The sequence below is a fragment of the Pseudomonas sp. JV414 genome, assembly GCF_032424305.1.
In the GTDB taxonomy this organism is placed as follows: domain Bacteria; phylum Pseudomonadota; class Gammaproteobacteria; order Pseudomonadales; family Pseudomonadaceae; genus Aquipseudomonas; species Aquipseudomonas lini.
The window spans coordinates 167887-184872 of the sequence record NZ_VYKC01000007.1 but is presented as its reverse complement, the minus strand read 5'-3'; the positions used below and the strand labels follow the sequence as shown (position 1 = coordinate 184872).

At 59.8% G+C, this 16986-nt stretch carries 13 protein-coding genes; 4 read left to right on the top strand and 9 right to left on the bottom strand.

Going from position 1 to position 16986, the window contains the following annotated elements:
- The first annotated feature begins 2 nt into the window (after positions 1-2).
- Both F6R97_RS10530 and F6R97_RS10525 read left to right on the top strand, forming a co-directional pair.
- Complete coding sequence (locus tag F6R97_RS10530; RefSeq protein ID WP_038978920.1) at positions 3-1742, top strand: PTS fructose-like transporter subunit IIB; 1740 nt, start codon at positions 3-5, stop codon at positions 1740-1742.
- A gap of 140 nt (positions 1743-1882) precedes the next feature.
- On the top strand, positions 1883-3424 hold the full coding sequence (locus F6R97_RS10525; protein WP_315866495.1) for an alkaline phosphatase D family protein: 1542 nt from the start codon (positions 1883-1885) through the stop codon (positions 3422-3424).
- A 178-nt stretch (positions 3425-3602) separates the two neighbouring features.
- On the opposite strand, the gene F6R97_RS10520 is transcribed toward F6R97_RS10525, so the two are convergent.
- The 6 genes from F6R97_RS10520 to F6R97_RS10495 all read right to left on the bottom strand — a co-directional run bounded on the left by F6R97_RS10520 (position 3603) and on the right by F6R97_RS10495 (position 11383).
- Positions 3603-6131: a PepSY domain-containing protein gene (locus F6R97_RS10520; RefSeq protein ID WP_038978922.1), complete on the bottom strand. Its 2529-nt coding sequence runs from the start codon at positions 6129-6131 to the stop codon at positions 3603-3605.
- Positions 6132-6301: 170 nt separating this feature from the next.
- Positions 6302-7465, bottom strand: coding sequence for a type III PLP-dependent enzyme (locus F6R97_RS10515; RefSeq protein ID WP_038978923.1), 1164 nt, complete (start codon positions 7463-7465; stop codon positions 6302-6304).
- Positions 7466-7932: 467 nt separating this feature from the next.
- The gene (locus F6R97_RS10510; protein ID WP_315866494.1) at positions 7933-9090 is read right to left on the bottom strand and encodes an ABC transporter ATP-binding protein; all 1158 of its coding nucleotides are present in this window, start codon (positions 9088-9090) and stop codon (positions 7933-7935) included.
- Complete coding sequence (locus F6R97_RS10505) at positions 9087-9740, bottom strand: ABC transporter permease (RefSeq protein ID WP_038978925.1); 654 nt, start codon at positions 9738-9740, stop codon at positions 9087-9089. Before F6R97_RS10505 ends, F6R97_RS10510 begins: the two co-directional genes overlap by 4 nt.
- 12 nt (positions 9741-9752) lie before the next feature.
- A complete protein-coding gene (locus tag F6R97_RS10500) occupies positions 9753-10646 on the bottom strand; it encodes a glycine betaine ABC transporter substrate-binding protein (protein WP_315866493.1) in 894 nt (297 codons plus the stop codon).
- 20 nt (positions 10647-10666) lie between these two features.
- The gene (locus tag F6R97_RS10495; protein ID WP_007900385.1) at positions 10667-11383 is read right to left on the bottom strand and encodes an ABC transporter permease; all 717 of its coding nucleotides are present in this window, start codon (positions 11381-11383) and stop codon (positions 10667-10669) included.
- A gap of 442 nt (positions 11384-11825) precedes the next feature.
- Between F6R97_RS10495 and F6R97_RS10490 the strand changes: the two genes are divergently transcribed.
- Together F6R97_RS10490 and F6R97_RS10485 are read left to right on the top strand one after the other, a co-directional pair.
- Positions 11826-13409, top strand: coding sequence for a peptide chain release factor 3 (locus tag F6R97_RS10490; protein WP_038978928.1), 1584 nt, complete (start codon positions 11826-11828; stop codon positions 13407-13409).
- 314 nt (positions 13410-13723) lie between these two features.
- Positions 13724-13939, top strand: coding sequence for a hypothetical protein (locus tag F6R97_RS10485; protein WP_038978929.1), 216 nt, complete (start codon positions 13724-13726; stop codon positions 13937-13939).
- Between the two features lie 173 nt (positions 13940-14112).
- Here the strand turns inward: F6R97_RS10485 and F6R97_RS10480 are convergent, their stop codons facing one another.
- The 3 genes from F6R97_RS10480 to F6R97_RS10470 are packed head-to-tail and all read right to left on the bottom strand — an operon-like array spanning position 14113 to position 16983.
- Positions 14113-15093 (bottom strand): peptide ABC transporter ATP-binding protein, encoded by a 981-nt coding sequence (locus F6R97_RS10480; protein ID WP_305448184.1) that lies wholly within the window; start codon positions 15091-15093, stop codon positions 14113-14115.
- Positions 15093-16061, bottom strand: coding sequence for an ABC transporter ATP-binding protein (locus F6R97_RS10475; protein ID WP_050681312.1), 969 nt, complete (start codon positions 16059-16061; stop codon positions 15093-15095). Before F6R97_RS10475 ends, F6R97_RS10480 begins: the two co-directional genes overlap by 1 nt.
- Before the next feature lie 10 nt (positions 16062-16071).
- Positions 16072-16983 carry an ABC transporter permease subunit gene (locus F6R97_RS10470; RefSeq protein WP_038978932.1) on the bottom strand — a complete coding sequence of 304 codons (912 nt, stop codon included), beginning with the start codon at positions 16981-16983 and terminating at the stop codon, positions 16072-16074.
- Positions 16984-16986: the final 3 nt, after the last annotated feature.

Here is a 16986-nt window from a genome sequence, read left to right as displayed (position 1 = left end):
CAATGAAGTTAGCCATTGTTACGGCCTGCCCGAACGGCATGGTCACCAGTGTGCTGTGCGCTCGTCTGCTTGATGCAGCGGCCCAGCGTCAGGGTTGGAGCACCAGTGTCGAAGTCGTTGATGCGGCCCATCCGGAACGTCAGCTGTCGGCCGCGACCATTGAAGCCGCCGAGTGGGTGTTGCTGGTCACCAGCGCGCCGGTGGATATGTCGCGGTTCGTCGGTAAACGAGTGTTCCAGAGCACTCCGGCCCAGGCCCTGCAAGATGTCGAAGCGGTGCTGCGTCGCGGGGTGGAAGAGGCTGAGGTTTACGTCGCGCCTGAAGCCATCGCCGAGCCGGTTGCCGTGGTTAAAAACGCGCCACGCCTGGTGGCTGTCACCGCGTGCCCGACCGGCGTCGCCCATACCTTCATGGCCGCCGAAGCCTTGCAGCAAGCGGCCAAGCGTCTGGGCTACGATCTGCAAGTGGAAACCCAGGGCTCGGTCGGCGCGCGCAATCCACTCAGCGCAGAGGCGATTGCCGATGCCGACGTGGTGCTGTTGGCGGCAGACATCGAAGTCGCCACCGAGCGGTTCGCCGGCAAGAAAATCTACCGCTGCGGCACCGGCATTGCGCTGAAACAAGCCGAAGCGACGCTGAACAAAGCCCTGGCCGAAGGCAAGCAGGAAAGCGCTTCGACCGGCGCCAAAGGCCCGGCCAAGCAAGAGAAGACCGGCATCTACAAACACCTGCTGACCGGTGTGTCGTACATGTTGCCGATGGTGGTGGCGGGCGGTCTGATGATCGCCTTGTCCTTCGTGTTCGGCATCACCGCGTTCAAGGAGGAAGGCACGCTGGCGGCTGCGCTGATGCAGATCGGCGGCGACACCGCGTTCAAACTGATGGTGCCGCTGCTGGCGGGGTACATCGCCTACTCGATCGCTGACCGCCCGGGTCTGGCGCCGGGGATGATCGGTGGTTTGCTGGCGAGCACCCTGGGCGCCGGTTTCATCGGCGGGATCATTGCCGGTTTCATCGCCGGTTATGCGGCCCAGGCGATCAACCGTTATGCGCGTTTGCCGCAGAGCCTCGAGGCGCTGAAACCGATCCTGATCATCCCGTTGCTGGCGAGCCTGTTCACCGGTCTGGTGATGATCTACGTGGTCGGCAAACCGGTGGCCGGGATGCTCGCGGGGCTCACGCACTTCCTCGACAGCATGGGCACCACCAACGCCATTCTGCTCGGTGTGCTGTTGGGCGGCATGATGTGCGTCGACCTCGGCGGGCCGATCAACAAAGCGGCTTATGCGTTTTCGGTGGGGCTGCTGGCGTCGCAAAGTTATGCACCGATGGCCGCGACCATGGCCGCCGGTATGGTGCCGCCGATTGGCTTGGGCATCGCTACGTTCATTGCCCGACGCAAGTTCGCCCAGACTGAACGCGAGGCCGGTAAAGCGGCGCTGGTGTTGGGGCTGTGCTTTATCTCCGAAGGGGCGATTCCGTTCGCGGCCAAAGACCCGCTGCGGGTGATTCCGGCGAGCATCGCCGGCGGCGCGCTGACCGGCGCGATGTCGATGTACTTCGGCTGCAAACTCATGGCGCCGCACGGTGGGTTGTTCGTGATGCTGATCCCGAATGCGATCAACCATGCGCTGTTGTATCTGCTGGCGATCGTGGCCGGGAGTTTGCTGACGGCGGTGACGTATTCGGTGCTCAAACGGCCTGAGACGGTGGAGTTGGCGCTGGAGCCGGCCAAGGCTTAAAAGCAAAAGATCGCAGCCTTCGGCAGCTCCTACATTGGGTTATGTGTACACCTGTAGGAGCGGCCGAAGGCTGCGATCTTTTTGTGTCATACCTGATTCATACAGCCATGCTTAAGTTTTCCTTTTTCAGGGAGAACACCATGAGCGAATTCGACCTCAGCCGTCGTCGTGTCATGCAGGTCGTTGGCGCTGGGCTGTTGATGCCTGGCCTGGCGCCGGCGGTGATTGCTTCGGTCAAGGATCGGCCACAACTCACCGATGGCGTGCAGTCCGGCGACCTGTTGGGCGACCGGGCGATGATCTGGAGCCGTAGCGATCGTGCGGCGCGGATGGTGGTGGAATGGGACACGCGCAGCCTGTTCAGTAACCCTCGTCGATTCGTCTCTCCATTGGCCGATGCCCGCACCGACTTCACCGCCCGGGTCGAGCTCACTGGCCTGCCCGCCGATCAGGCGATTTTCTACCGTGTGACTTTCGAAGACGCCCAAAGCGGCGTTGCCAGTGAACCCTGGTTCGGTCATCTGCGCAGTGTGCCAACCGCTCGGCGGGATATTCGGTTCGTCTGGAGTGGCGACACGGTCGGCCAGGGCTTCGGCATCAATCCGGACATCGGCGGCATGCGCATCTACGAAGCCATGCGTTTGCGCCTGCCGGATTTTTTTATCCACAGTGGCGACACCATCTACGCCGACGGTCCCGTACCTGCGCAGCTCACAACAGAGAGCGGCCGGGTGTGGCGCAACCTCACCAGCGAAGCCAAGAGCAAAGTCGCCGAAACCCTCGACGACTATCGCGGCAATTATCGCTACAACCTGATGGACGAAAACATCCGCCGCTTCAACGCCGAAGTCCCACAGATCTGGCAATGGGATGACCACGAAGTGGTGAACAACTGGTCGCCGGGCAAACAACTGGATGAGCGCTACAAGAGCAAAGATATCCACAGCCTGGTGGGCCGTGCGCGCCAGGCCTGGCTGGAATATGCGCCGATGCGCTTGCAGAGTGCCGATGACGGCGGGAGGATTTATCGCAAGCTGAGTTATGGGCCGATGCTTGATGTGTTCGTGCTCGACATGCGCAGCTATCGCGAAGCCAATGACGACAACCTGGGTGCCGCCAAACCGTTTCTCGGTCGCGAACAATTGGACTGGCTCAAACGCGAATTGAAAGGCTCCCAGGCCCAATGGAAAGTTATCGCCGCCGACATGCCCATCGGCCTCGGCGTACCCGACGGTGAAGTCCGCCCCGGTGTGGCGCGGTGGGAAGCGGTGGCCAATGGTGACCCTGGTCCGGCTCAGGGCCGTGAAGTGGAAATCGCTGAATTGCTCGGTTTTCTGCGGGCGCAGCAGGTGCGTAATTTCGTATTTCTCACGGCGGATGTGCATTACTGCGCGGCGCACCATTACCACCCGGATCGCGCGGCGTTTCAGGACTTTGAACCGTTCTGGGAATTTGTCGCCGGGCCGCTGAATGCGGGGAGCTTCGGGCCGAATGCGCTGGATAAAACCTTCGGCCCCGAAGTGGTGTTCGAGAAAGCCCCAGCGGCGCAGAACACCTCGCCGTTTGCCGGGTTTCAGTTTTTTGGCGAGGTGAATATCGACGGGCAGACTGGGGAGATGAGCGTGGTGTTGAGGGATCTGGATGGGGTGGGGGTGTTTGAGCGCAAGTTGCAGCCGGTTTGAGGGGCTGATCGATACCAACCCTGTGGGAGCGGGCTTTTGTGGCGAGGGGGCTTGCCCCCGTTGGGCTGCGAAGCGGCCCCAAAATCTCAGATGTACCAAAGATCTTGTGAGTGCTACGCACTCAAACGGGGGAAAGCCCCCTCGCCACAAAAGTCCGCTCCCACAGGGATCAAGGGTGTCAGTAGACGTCGCGGCGGTAGCGGCCTTGTTCGATCAGGCGGTCGACTTCTTCAATGCCAAGCAATTCGTTAAGCGCGTGATCCACCCCTGAAGCCATCCCCTGCAAACTGCCGCAGATGTAAATCACGGCGCCATCGGCCAGCCATTTTTTCAACTCATCGGCCGACTCGCGCAGCCGATCTTGCACATAGATCTTCTCGGCCTGATCTCGGGAGAACGCCAGGTCCAGTCGTTCCAGATCCCCGGCAGTCAACCATTCCTCAAGCTCATTGCGGCACAGGTAATCGTGTTCTCGATTACGCTCACCGAACAGCAGCCAGTGACGCTGCTGCCCATCGGCAATCCGCGCCTTGAGCAAACTGCGCAACCCGGCCAGCCCGGTGCCGTTGCCTAGCAGGATCATCGGCACCGGTTCGTTCGGTAGATGGAAACCACTGTTACGTCGTACCCGCAAACTGATGCTGCTACCCACGGGAGCGTGTTCGGTCAACCAGCCGGAACCGACGCCAAGGCTGCCGTCGGCGTGCAATTCCTGACGCACGATCAATTCCAGCACGCCGTCGGCGGCGATCGAGGCGATGGAGTATTCGCGCATGGCCAACGGCACCAGGGCGTCCGCCAGCGCTTGCGCGTGCAGGCCGACCAGATGGGCGCGGCTCTCGGGCAGTTGGCGGCTGGCCAGGGCTTGCTCCAGCGTTTGCGACAGGCCATCGAACTCAACCGTGGCCCGACCGTCGATCCCCAGGCCGTCGAGGAAATGCTCGATGGCCCACGGGCAATTGCGCGGCAGTACTTCCACCAGATCACCGGCCAGCCAGCTGCTGGTGGTGGGGGCGCTGAGGCCCAGCAAATACACAGGCGAACCGCTGCTGTCCGGGTTCATCAATTCGCGGCGGGTCAGGGTCCAGTTGTCGTAGCTTGGCGCTTGCCAGGTATCTACCGGCGCCTGTCCGGTCAGCAGGCCGAGTTGCTGTTGCCAGTGGCGCAGGGCGTAGGGGTCGCCGCTGTCGACTTCCACCGGGGCGAACAAGGTCTTGCCGCCGTGCTCGCCCAGCCAGGTGTGCAAGCGGCGGGCGAAGCCGCAGAAGTGTTGATACTGACGGTCACCGAGGCCGAGCACGGCATAGTTAAGGCTGTCGAAGCTCAGTGCACGACCCAGTACTTTGCGTTCGAATCCTCGGGCGCTGTCCGGCGCTTCACCGTCGCCGAAGGTGCTGACCACAAACAGCGCGTTGCTGGAATCCTGCAGATCCTGTTCGCTGACATTGGCCAACGGTTGGACCTTCACCGGCAACCCGGCGGCCTGCAATTGCCCGGCGGTCTGCCAAGCCAGTTGTTCGGCGAACCCGCTCTGGCTGGCGAAGCCGATCAGCCATGCCGGCGCGTCGCTGCCCGGTTGCGCGAGGCCTTTGCGGGCGTCCTTGATCTGACGTTTCTTGCGTCGACGGTCCAGGTACAGCAACCAGCCGGTGATGAAAAACAGCGGCATGGCCAGTGCGGCGATCGTCACGATAATCCGCCCGATAATCCCGAAATAACTGCCGACGTGCAGCGCGTAGACACTGGTCAGCAACTGCGCCTTGAGGCTCTTGTCGCTGTAGCGGTCATGACGGCTGACGATGCCGGTCGCCGGATCGAGGGTGAGCTGGTTCCGTGCCATGTCGTGGGGTGAGTTCTTCAGCAGGTAGAACACCGTTGCCGGTTGTCCGGCCACGGGCGGCATACGCACGTTGTAGGACGAAAGCCCGGGGCCCGCGGCGCTGTAGATGCTGCTCCATATCGCCGCGTAGTCGGCAGTGGGGGCTGGGCCGCTTGGCGCAGGCCCACGACCACTGCGTACTCGTTCGTTCTGTGGCGAATCGGAAAGCAGCCGCGTCAGGCCCTTGTTGTACCACTCGTACGACCAGGTCAGCCCGGTCAGCGCCGCCAAAAGATAGAACATCAGGCACCAGGTACCGGCCACCGAGTGCAAATCCCAGTTGAAGCTGCGGCCCTTTTTGTTCCAGTCGAGGGTCAGCCAGGCGCGCCAGTTTTTCCACTGACGCGGCCAGCGCATATACAGGCCGGACAAACAGAAGAACACCAGAATCAGCGTACAGGCGCCGGTGATCTGCCGGCCGATATCGCCCATGGCCAGGATCCGGTGCAGTTGCAGCATCAGGCCAAAGAAATCCTGGCCCGTGACGTCACCCATGAACTCGCCGGTGTACGGGTCGAAGTAACGCATCGGCCCGCGACGTTCACCGGGTGGCGCCGTGAAGATCACCCGCGCGGCGTTGCCGCTGTCGGTCTCGACCCAGAGCATCGAGACTTTTTTACCCGAAGCGCCTTCGATTTTTTCCACCAGCTCGACAGGCGGCAGTACGCCGGCAATCTGCTTCTCGACGTGCAGCACAGAAGGGTTCAACGCTCGCAGGATTTCATCCTGGAACGATACCGCCGCCCCGGTGATGCCCATCAGGGCCAGGACCAGTCCGGCGCTGATGCCGAAAAACCAGTGCAACTGGAACAGGGATTTCTTCAACACGTCGCTCGCCTTGTTCGTTCAAAAGTCATCATCACGGTGCGCATTATGCCGTGAGTTGTCGAGAAGCATTCTTTTTTACACACAAAAACCCGATGGAGCGACAGCGTGGAGCGTCAGACACAAAAAAGCCCATGACACGTCATGGGCTTTTTGATTTCTGCGTGTGGTTTTTACACGTAGAACGACTTCAGCGGCGGGAAGCCATTGAACTCAACGGCGCTGTAGCTGGTGGTGTACGCACCGGTCGACAACCAGTACAAACGGTCACCGATCGCCAGGTTCAGCGGCAGGCCGTACTTGTAATTTTCGTACATGATGTCAGCGCTATCGCAGGTTGGACCGGCGATAACCACTTCTTCCATCTCGCCTTTCTTCTCGGTCCAGATCGGGAACTTGATGGCTTCGTCCATGGTTTCGATCAGGCCAGAGAATTTGCCCACATCCGTGTACACCCATCGCTCTACGGCAGTACGGGATTTACGGGCGACCAGCACCACTTCGCTGACCAGAATACCGGCGTTGGCGATCAGCGAACGGCCTGGTTCCAGAATGATTTCCGGCAGGTCGTCACCGAAGTCTTCCTTGAGGAAACGGATGATTTCTTCAGCGTAGGTTTCCAGGCTGTTGGTGCGGGTGATGTAGTTGGCCGGGAAGCCACCGCCCATGTTGATCAGCTTGAGGACGATGCCGTCTTCTTCTTTCAGGCGTTCGAAGATCACTTTGACCTTGGCGATCGCTGCGTCCCAGACGCTGATGTCGCGCTGCTGCGAGCCGACGTGGAACGAGATGCCGTAAGGCACCAGGCCCAGGTCGCGAGCGAGGATCAGCAGGTCCATGGCCATGTCGGTCTGGCAGCCGAATTTACGCGACAGTGGCCAGTCGGCGGTGGTCGAGCCTTCAGTCAGGATGCGCACGTAGACTTTCGAGCCTGGAGCTGCCTTGGCGATGTTGCGCAGGTCGGCTTCGGAGTCGGTGGCATACAGACGCACGCCCTTCTCGTAGAAGTAGCGAATGTCTTTGGATTTCTTGATGGTGTTGCCGTAGCTGATGCGATCCGGACCGACGCCCTGGTTCATCACTTTGTCGAGCTCGTAGATCGAGGCGATGTCGAAGTTCGAGCCTTTCTCTTTGAGCAGGTCGATGATTTCAACGGCCGGGTTGGCCTTGACTGCGTAGTAGACCTTGGCGAATTCGAAACCGGCGCGCAGGTCGTCATAGGCCTGGCTGATCATCGCGGTGTCGATCACCACGAACGGGGTTTCTTGTTTGTCGGCGAAGGCCTTCATTTTCTGGAAGGTATCGCGCGCGAAATAGTCTTCGACGTTGATCGACATGCTGGGAACTCCTACTGGCAAACTGAAATTAACAATGGGTGCAAATGAACGTCCTCCGTATCCCCACTTTGGTTCGCCTACTTCCCAAGGCATGTCGCCGAAAGCAAAAAGGCCATGGGAAGCGGTGCTTTCCCTTGGCCTTGCTGTCTCGTCGTCAGTACTTGAGCCGGATGGATCGTTTCCAGCATGGACGTTCGGCGCGAACTTTAGGGCGTGAGGAGCTTGAGATCAACAAAAAATGTCGCGTTTTTGCACGCTTCCGTCGTGCGGTGCTGGGTAGCTACTGATGTAACCGACCTGCATGACAGTGTGATGTTCCCTGTGGAGGGATATTTGAGGGGATTCGGCGGGTATTTGTGGTGCCCCATTCGCGGGCAAGTCTCGCTCCTACAGGTTTGGCGTCGTGCAAAAAATTAATGCACGCCACCAATCCTGTAGGAGCGAGGCTTGCCCGCGAAGCCGTCAGATTAGGCGACAGCAGTCTCAGCTGGCGAAACAATACTGGTCTTGCCCCCACGAGATTTACCGGAGCTCAAGTACTCGGCAATCGACTCCTGAGTCACTTCACCCAGGAACACCCGCTCGGCATCCATCACCGGCAGCCACGAGCGGTTGAACTCGTACATGCGCGACAGCAGGATGCGCAAATGCTCGTCGTAGGCCGCGGTGGCGTTGAACTCGCGCAGGTATTGCACGCAGGTGCCGGTCTGGCGGTGCAGGTCGCGACGGCGCACGTAGCCCAAGGCCTTGTTCTCGGCGCAGGTAACCACCACGTAGCGACGGTCGTGTTCGTCCATCAATTCCAGCGCTTCGGCCACCGGAGTTCCCGGGCTCACCGAGGGTGCGTTGTCCGCCGCGTCTTCGGCTTTCACCAGCAACAGACGTTTGAGGGTGCTGTCCTGGCCGACGAAATTGCTGACAAAGTCATCCGCCGGGTGCGCAAGAAGCGTGTCCGGATGGTCGATCTGCAGCAGTTTGCCCGCGCGGAAAATCGCGATCTTGTCGCCGAGCTTGATTGCTTCGTCGATGTCGTGGCTGACCATGATCACGGTCTTGTTCAGCGCCCGTTGCATCTCGAAGAACTCGTTCTGAATCATCTCGCGGTTGATCGGGTCGACCGCGCCGAACGGTTCGTCCATCAACAACAGCGGCGCATCCGCCGCCAGTGCGCGAATCACACCGATCCGCTGCTGCTGGCCACCGGACAACTCACGGGGATAGCGAGTCAGATACTGCTTGGGTTCGAGCTTGATCATGCTCATCAACTCGCGGGCGCGGTCGTGGCATTTCTGTTTGTCCCAGCCGAGCAGACGCGGAACGATGGTGATGTTTTCCTCGATGGTCATGTTCGGGAACAGACCGATCTGCTGGATCACATAACCGATGTTGCGACGCAGGGTCACGGCGTCGAGGTCAGTGGTGTCTTCGCCGTTGATCAGGATCTTGCCCGAGGTTGGCTTGATCAGGCGGTTGATCATCTTCAGCGTGGTGCTTTTACCGCAGCCCGATGGCCCCAGGAACACACAGATTTCGCCTTCATTGACGGTCAGGCTTACCGAGTCCACGGCTTTCACATCTTTGCCGTTGCTTTGGAAGGTCTTGCTGAGGTTTTGAAGTTCGATCATTTGAGCAATCCTTTTGGAGTCAGCGTGCGTTGCAGCCATTGCAGAAGCAGGTCGGCGAAGATGGCCAGGAGACTGACCAGCACGGCGCCGACGATCAGCATCGACATGTCGCTGCGGCTGATGGAAGCGAGAATGAGCACACCGAGGCCACCGGCGCCGATGGTCGCGGCGATGGTCATCACACCAATGTTCATGACCACGGCGGTGCGTACGCCGGCGAGGATCACCGGCACGGCGATAGGCAGCTCGACCATGCGCAGGCGCTGGCCGAAGGTCATGCCGATGCCGCGCGCTGCTTCGCGAATGCCCGGTTCGACGCCGGTCAGCGCCAAATAGGTGTTACGCATGATCGGCAGCAGCGAGTACAGAAACACCGCGGTGATCGCCGGCATCGGGCCGAGGCCCTGGCCGAATTTCGAGTAGAACGGCAGCAGCAGGCCGAACAGCGCAATCGACGGCACGGTCAGCAACACCGTAGCGCTGGCTTGCAACGGGCCGGCCAGTGTCGGGAAACGGGTCATCAGGATGCCCAGCGGCACGCCGACCAGAATCGCCAGGGTCACGGCGATGCCGACCAGAGTGATGTGCTGCCCGGTCAGGTGCAAAACCTGCGGCCAATCGAGATGGGAAAAGGCGTTCAGAAATTCCATGTCTTTTCCTCCTCAGTTGATGGGGTGTTGGCGCAGGAAATCAGCGGCAACGGATGAAGGGCTTTCGTGATCGACATCGACCCGCGCGTTGAGCTGGCGCATGGTTGCGTCGTCGAACAGTTCGGCCAGTGGCTTGAGCTCTTCGGCGAGTTTCGGGTGGGCGTCGAGGTAAACCTGACGCACCACTGGGGCGGCGGTGTAGTCGGGGAAGTAATGCTTGTCGTCTTCCAGCAACTTGAGTTTGAAGGCGTTCAAACGACCGTCGGTGGTGTAGACCAGACCGGCAAACACCTGGCCATTACGCAGCGCGGTGTAGACCAACCCGGCATCCATCTGACGGATGTTTTTACGCGTCAGGTTCATGCCGTAGAGATCGACCATGCCATCGAGACCGTCGGAACGATTGGCGAACTCGGTGTCCAGGGCGACGAGGTGATGGGTCTTCGCCTCAGCCTGCAGCACCGTGTTCAGCTCGCTGATGGTGTTGATCTGCGGATAGGCTTTTGCGGTGTTTTCCGGCAGGGCCAGGGCGTAGGTGTTGCTGAACTTCGACGGGGTGAGCCAGACCAGGCCTTTTTTCGCGTCGAGTTCTTTCACTCGGGCGTAGGACTGAGCGCTGTCGAGCTTGTCGGTGACGTGGTTGTAAGCCACCAGTGACACGCCGGTGTATTCCCACATCAAATCCAGCTGACCACTTTCGTGGGCGCTGCGAGCCAGGTTGCTGCCCAGACCGCCGGTCACCTGGGTTTCGTACCCCTTGGTGCGCAGGTATTGGGAAGTGATTTCTGCCAGCAGGGTTTGTTCGGTGAACACCCGGGCGCCAATGCGAATCACGGGTTTTTCAGCGGCTTGGGCAAATCCTGCGAACAGCAGGGCGCAGCCTAGTAAAAAGCTAAATGTCTTCATGTTTATTCCTTTGCCGAGGCTTAAGACGGGCGCAAGCCGCGTTCGAGCCAGAGGCGGCTGGCGAGTGTCACCAGTCCGTCGAGCAGCAAGGCCAGCAGGGCGGTGCAGGCCGCGCCGAGCAGCAGTTGCGGCTGATTGTTCAGGGCGATGCCGGGGAAAATCAGGCTACCCAGACTGTTAGCGCCGATCAGGAACGCCAGCGGTGCGGTACCGACGTTGATCGCCAGCGCCACGCGCACGCCGCCAATGATGATCGGCACGGCGTTCGGCAGCTCGACCCGCCACAGCACCTGAGTCGGTGTCATGCCGATGCCAACGGCCGCTTCCTTGAGCGAACCCTGAACGTTTTTCAGCCCTTCATAGGTGTTGCGCACAATCGGCAACAGTGAGGCGAGGAACAAAGCGAAGATCGCAGGGCCGCTGCCGATGCCGAGGATACCCAGGGCGATGGCCAGTACGGCAAGAGGCGGCACGGTGTTGCCGATGTTGAAGATCTGCATGAAGCGTTCAGCGCGGCCCACCATGGTCGGGCGGCTGAGGAAGATGCCGGCGGGTATGCCCACTACAAGGGCGGCCAGCATGGAAACGAGGACGAGAATCAGATGAGCTTGCAGGTAAAACAACAAATCGTCGCGGTACTGTTCGATCGTGTTGATGCCAATCCAGTGGACCAGCAGGGCCAGAAGGGCGACGACAACCGCACCTCCTATCAGCCCTTTGCCATAGCGAATAGCCACAGGCGGACTCCTTTTTTCAGTCGGCGGACACCGCTTCGTGTGGCAATGCCATTCCTGGCTGCCGAAGTCGGTGTTCGCGAAAAGCAGCTCTATCAGTGCCGGTAAAACGGCATGAAATCGAGCCATAAGCGCAGCCTCGTCAGGCTAACTTGCTGATTTTTCAGCCCCTGGTACGAGTGCCGTAACAGGGGAGTGGACGTCTGCACCTTTTAAAAGGTTCCATAATTAACAGCATTTAGCCACCGTAGGAGCTGCCGAAGGCTGCGATCTTTTGATCTTGATCTTCGGTGGTCTTGAAAAAAAACAAGATCAAAAGATCGCAGCCTTCGGCAGCTCCTACAGGGAATGCGGTGGTAGGGAAGCCCTACGGACGGTGGTCCGTAGGGCACGGTTTGCGCTATACTCGCCGCCCTTTTTTGAATCACCTGCCAGGCGATTTCCCATGACCAAACAGGCCGCCGAAGTCGCGAAACGCCGCACTTTCGCCATTATTTCCCACCCCGATGCCGGTAAAACCACCATCACCGAGAAGCTCTTGCTGATGGGCAAGGCGATTGCGATTGCTGGCACGGTGAAATCTCGAAAATCCGACCGCCATGCCACCTCCGACTGGATGGAAATGGAAAAGCAGCGTGGTATCTCGATTACCACGTCGGTCATGCAATTCCCGTATCGCGAACACATGATCAACCTGCTCGACACCCCGGGCCACGAAGACTTCTCCGAAGATACCTACCGCACTCTGACGGCAGTGGACTCGGCATTGATGGTCCTCGACGGCGGTAAGGGTGTAGAGCCACGGACCATCGCGCTGATGGACGTCTGCCGTCTGCGTGACACGCCGATCGTCAGCTTCATCAACAAACTCGACCGTGACATTCGTGACCCGATCGAACTGCTCGACGAAATCGAAGCGGTCCTGAAGATCAAGGCTGCGCCGATCACCTGGCCGATCGGTTGCTACCGCGATTTCAAGGGTGTTTACCACCTCGCCGACGATTACATCATCGTCTACACCGCTGGCCACGGCCACGAGCGCACCGATGTGAAAATCATCGAGAAGCTCGACTCCGATGAAGCCCGCGCGCACTTGGGCGACGAGTACGATCGCTTCGTTGATCAGTTGGAACTGGTGCAGGGCGCCTGCCACGAATTCAATCAACAGGAATTCCTCGACGGCCAACTGACCCCGGTATTCTTCGGTACCGCACTGGGTAACTTCGGTGTCGATCACGTGCTCGACGCCGTGGTCAACTGGGCGCCGAAACCGCTGGCCCGTGTCGCCAACGAACGCACCGTGGAACCGGTTGAAGAGAAATTCGCCGGCTTCGTGTTCAAGATTCAGGCGAACATGGACCCGAAACACCGCGACCGCATCGCCTTCATGCGGATCTGCTCCGGCAAGTACGAAAAAGGCATGAAAATGCGCCACGTGCGCACCGGCAAAGACGTGCGGATCGGCGATGCGCTGACGTTCTTCTCTTCCGAGCGTGAGCAACTGGAAGAAGCGTTTGCCGGCGACATTATCGGCCTGCACAACCACGGCACCATCCAGATCGGCGACACCTTCACCGAAGGCGAAGTCCTGGGCTTCACCGGCATTCCGCACTTCGCCCCGGAACTGTTCCGTCGCGTGCGTCTGCGTGATCCGCTGAAATCCAAGCAACTGCGTCAGGGCTTGCAGCAACTGGCCGAAGAAGGCGCCACTCAGGTGTTCTTCCCCGAGCGCAGCAACGACATCATCCTCGGCGCCGTTGGTGTGCTGCAGTTCGATGTGGTCGCCAGCCGTTTGAAAGAGGAATACAAGGTCGAGTGCTCGTATGAGCCGATCACTGTTTATTCCGCGCGCTGGATTGATTGCGACGATAAGAAGAAGCTTGAGGAATTCCGGGTCAAGGCCGTGGAAAACCTTGCGGTCGATGGCGGTGGTCACCTGACCTACCTGGCTCCGACGCGGGTCAACCTGGCGCTGATGGAAGAGCGTTGGCCGGATGTGAAATTCCGTGCGACGCGTGAGCATCACTAAGCGGTAAAGGTGGTTGGTACATAAAAGGCGAAGCTTTCGGGCTTCGCCTTTTTTATGGAAAAGATCAAAAGATCGCAGCCTTCGGCAGCTCCTACAGGTGTACTCGATTCCGTGTGGAGCTGCCGAAGGCCGCGATCTTTTGATTTGGTGTTTGATCTTTTCGGCATAACTCCTATTCCAAACCAATCTCTTCGCCAGCGGGATTTTCTGCTACCCGGTAGCGTCCTGTCTGGAGAACCCGGTCAATCGGAACTAAATTTCACTCAGTACCTTTCAGGCATCCACGCGTCACTCAAGAAAGGATGGAATCGACTATGAGTATTTATCAACGAATTGTGTTGTTGCTTAAGGTTTTGGTGATGCTGTCCCTCGGCACGTCGGCGGTGGCGTGGGCGGAATGTGAGAACCATGAAAAACAGGCCTTGAACGGGCAAGGCGTGCACAGCGAGCTGATGATCGCTGCGACCGAAGCAGATGAGGACGACCCAGACGTCGATGAGGAAGAGGATGAGGAAGACACGCAAACGTAAATGACGGACAAAAGAAAAACCCCTCTCCCCGACTGATGCGCAATCGGAATAAAAGGGGTTGGTGAACAGGTCAAGTATCTCTGTGGGAGCGGGCTTGCTCGCGAAGGCGTCATGCCAGTCAATATCAATGTCGACTGACAGACCGCTTTCGCGAGCAAGCCCGCTCCCACATTTTATGCCGCGCCGTCGAGGAATTGCTCGGCGTAGTGACAAGCCACCTGGCGGGTGTCGAGCAGGCGCAGGGCCGGCTCTTCGACGCTGCAGCGCTCGGTCGCGTACGGGCAGCGCTTGTGGAAGGCGCAGCCGGACGGCGGGTTCAGCGGGTTGGGCAATTCACCGACGATCTTGATTTTCGGCTTGTCCGGATCCGGGTGGATGGTCGGAGTGGCCGACAACAGCGCCTGGGTGTACGGGTGCAGAGGGCGGGTGTAGATATCCTCTTTCGGGCCCATTTCCACCGGGCGACCGAGGTACATCACCATCACGTGATCGGCGACGTGACGCACCACGGCCAGGTTGTGGGAGATGAACACGTAGGCGGTGTTGAACTCTTGCTGCAAATCCATGAACAGGTTGAGTACCTGCGCCTGAATTGATACGTCCAGCGCCGAGGTTGGTTCGTCCGCCACCAGCACTTTCGGTTGCAGCATCATTGCGCGGGCCAGGGCGATCCGCTGGCGCTGACCGCCGGAAAACATGTGCGGATAGCGCTGGTAGTGCTCGGGACGCAAGCCCACCTGTTTCATCATTGCCTGGACTTTCTCGCGACGTTCCGAGGCGCTGAGGTTGGTGTTGATCAATAAAGGCTCTGCAAGCTGATCACCGATCTTCTGCCGTGGGTTCAGCGACGCGTACGGGCTCTGGAACACCATCTGCACGTCTTTGCGCAGTTGCTTGCGTTGAGCCTTGTCGGCGCCGGCGACTTCCTGCCCGGCGATTTTCAAGGAACCGGAGGACGGTTCTTCGATCAGCGTCAGGGCACGGGCCAGGGTGGATTTGCCGCAACCCGATTCGCCCACGACGGCGAGGGTCTTGCCGGCTTCCAGTTCGAACGACACACCGTTGAGGGCGCGCACGGTCGCATGCCCCTTGAACAGGCCACGGGACACTTCGTAGTGACGGGTCAGGTCGCGGGCGGTAAGTACGACGGCCATTACGCCACCTCCTGATTCAACGGGTAGAAGCAGCGGGCGAGGCTGTTGCTTTTCTGGTCAAGGGCCGGACGCTGGGTGCGGCAGTTGTCCTGCACGTAGGGGCAGCGCGGTGACAACAGGCAGCCTTGCGGGCGGTCGTAGCGACCGGGAACGATGCCCGGCAGTGTCGACAGGCGCGCGGCACCCAGGCTGTGTTCCGGAATGGCCTTGAGCAGTGCTTCGCTGTACGGGTGCGCCGGAATGTCGAACAGTTGTGGCACCTGACCGACTTCCACCGCTTGGCCGGCGTACATCACGCACACGCGCTGGGCGGTTTCGGCCACGACCGCGAGGTCGTGGGTGATCAGCACCAGGCCCATGTCCTGCTCTTTTTGCAGGGCCAGCAGCAGGTCCATGATCTGTGCCTGAATCGTTACGTCCAGCGCGGTGGTCGGTTCGTCGGCGATCAGCAGTTTCGGTTCGCCGGCAATCGCCATAGCGATAGCAACACGCTGGCTCATGCCGCCGGAGAGTTGATGCGGGTAGGCGTCCATACGGCTGGCGGCGCCCGGGATTTCCACTTTTTCCAGCAGTTCGATGGCACGCTTGCGGGCTTGTTTACTGGACATTTTCAGGTGCAGGCGCAGCACTTCTTCGATCTGGAAACCGACGGTGTAGCTCGGGTTCAGCGCGGTCATCGGGTCCTGAAACACCATGGCCAGGTCTTTGCCGACGATTTGCCGACGTTGACGGTTGCTGAGCTTGAGCATGTTCTTGCCGTCGAAATTCAGGGCGTCGGCAGTGACGATCCCTGGATGCTCGATCAGGCCCATCAGCGCCATCATGGTCACGGACTTGCCGGAACCCGATTCGCCAACGATGGCCAGCACTTCGCCTTTCTCCACGGTAATGTCGAGACCGTCGACCACCGGAACGGCGTTGGCGTCGCCGAAGCGAACGTTGAGATTCTTGATTTCTAACAGTGACATTTTAATCTCCTCAGGCGGCGTTCTTGAGTTTCGGGTCTAGCGCATCGCGCAGGCCGTCGCCCATCAAGTTGATTGCCAGCACGCTGAGCAAAATGGTCAAGCCAGGCAAGCTCACCACCCACCAGGCACGTTCGATGTAGTCACGAGCCGAAGCCAGCATGGTGCCCCATTCAGGCGTTGGCGGTTGTACGCCAAGGCCGAGGAAGCCCAGTGCCGCGGCATCGAGAATCGCCGAGGAGAAACTCAGCGTGGCCTGAACGATCAGCGGCGCCATGCAGTTGGGCAGCACGGTGACGAACATCAGGCGTGGCAGACCGGCACCGGCCAGGCGCGCGGCGGTCACGTAGTCGCGGTTCAATTCGCCCATGACCGCGGCGCGGGTCAGACGAACATAGGACGGCAACGAAACCACGGCGATGGCAATAATGGTGTTGATCAGGCCAGGGCCGAGGATGGCGACAATCGCCACGGCCAGCAGCAGGGACGGCAGGGCCAGCATGATGTCCATCAGACGCATGATGGTCGGGCCGAGCACGCGCGGAAAGAACCCGGCGAACAGACCCAAAAGGATGCCCGGAATCAGCGACATCACCACCGACGACAAGCCGATCAGCAGGGACAGGCGCGAACCGTGGATCAGTCGCGACAGCAGGTCGCGACCCAGTTCATCGGTGCCGAGCAGGAACTGGATTTGCCCACCTTCCAGCCAGGACGGCGGGGTCAGCAGGAAGTCGCGGTACTGCTCGCTCGGGTTATGCGGTGCGACCCATGGAGCGAAGATCGCGCAGAAAATCACCAGCAGCATGAACATCAGGCCGGCGACGGCGCCTTTGTTCTTGGAGAACGCTTGCCAGAATTCTTTGTACGGAGACGGGTACAGCAGGCTTTGATCGACTGCTACCGGTGTAGTGAGAGTGGTCATGGT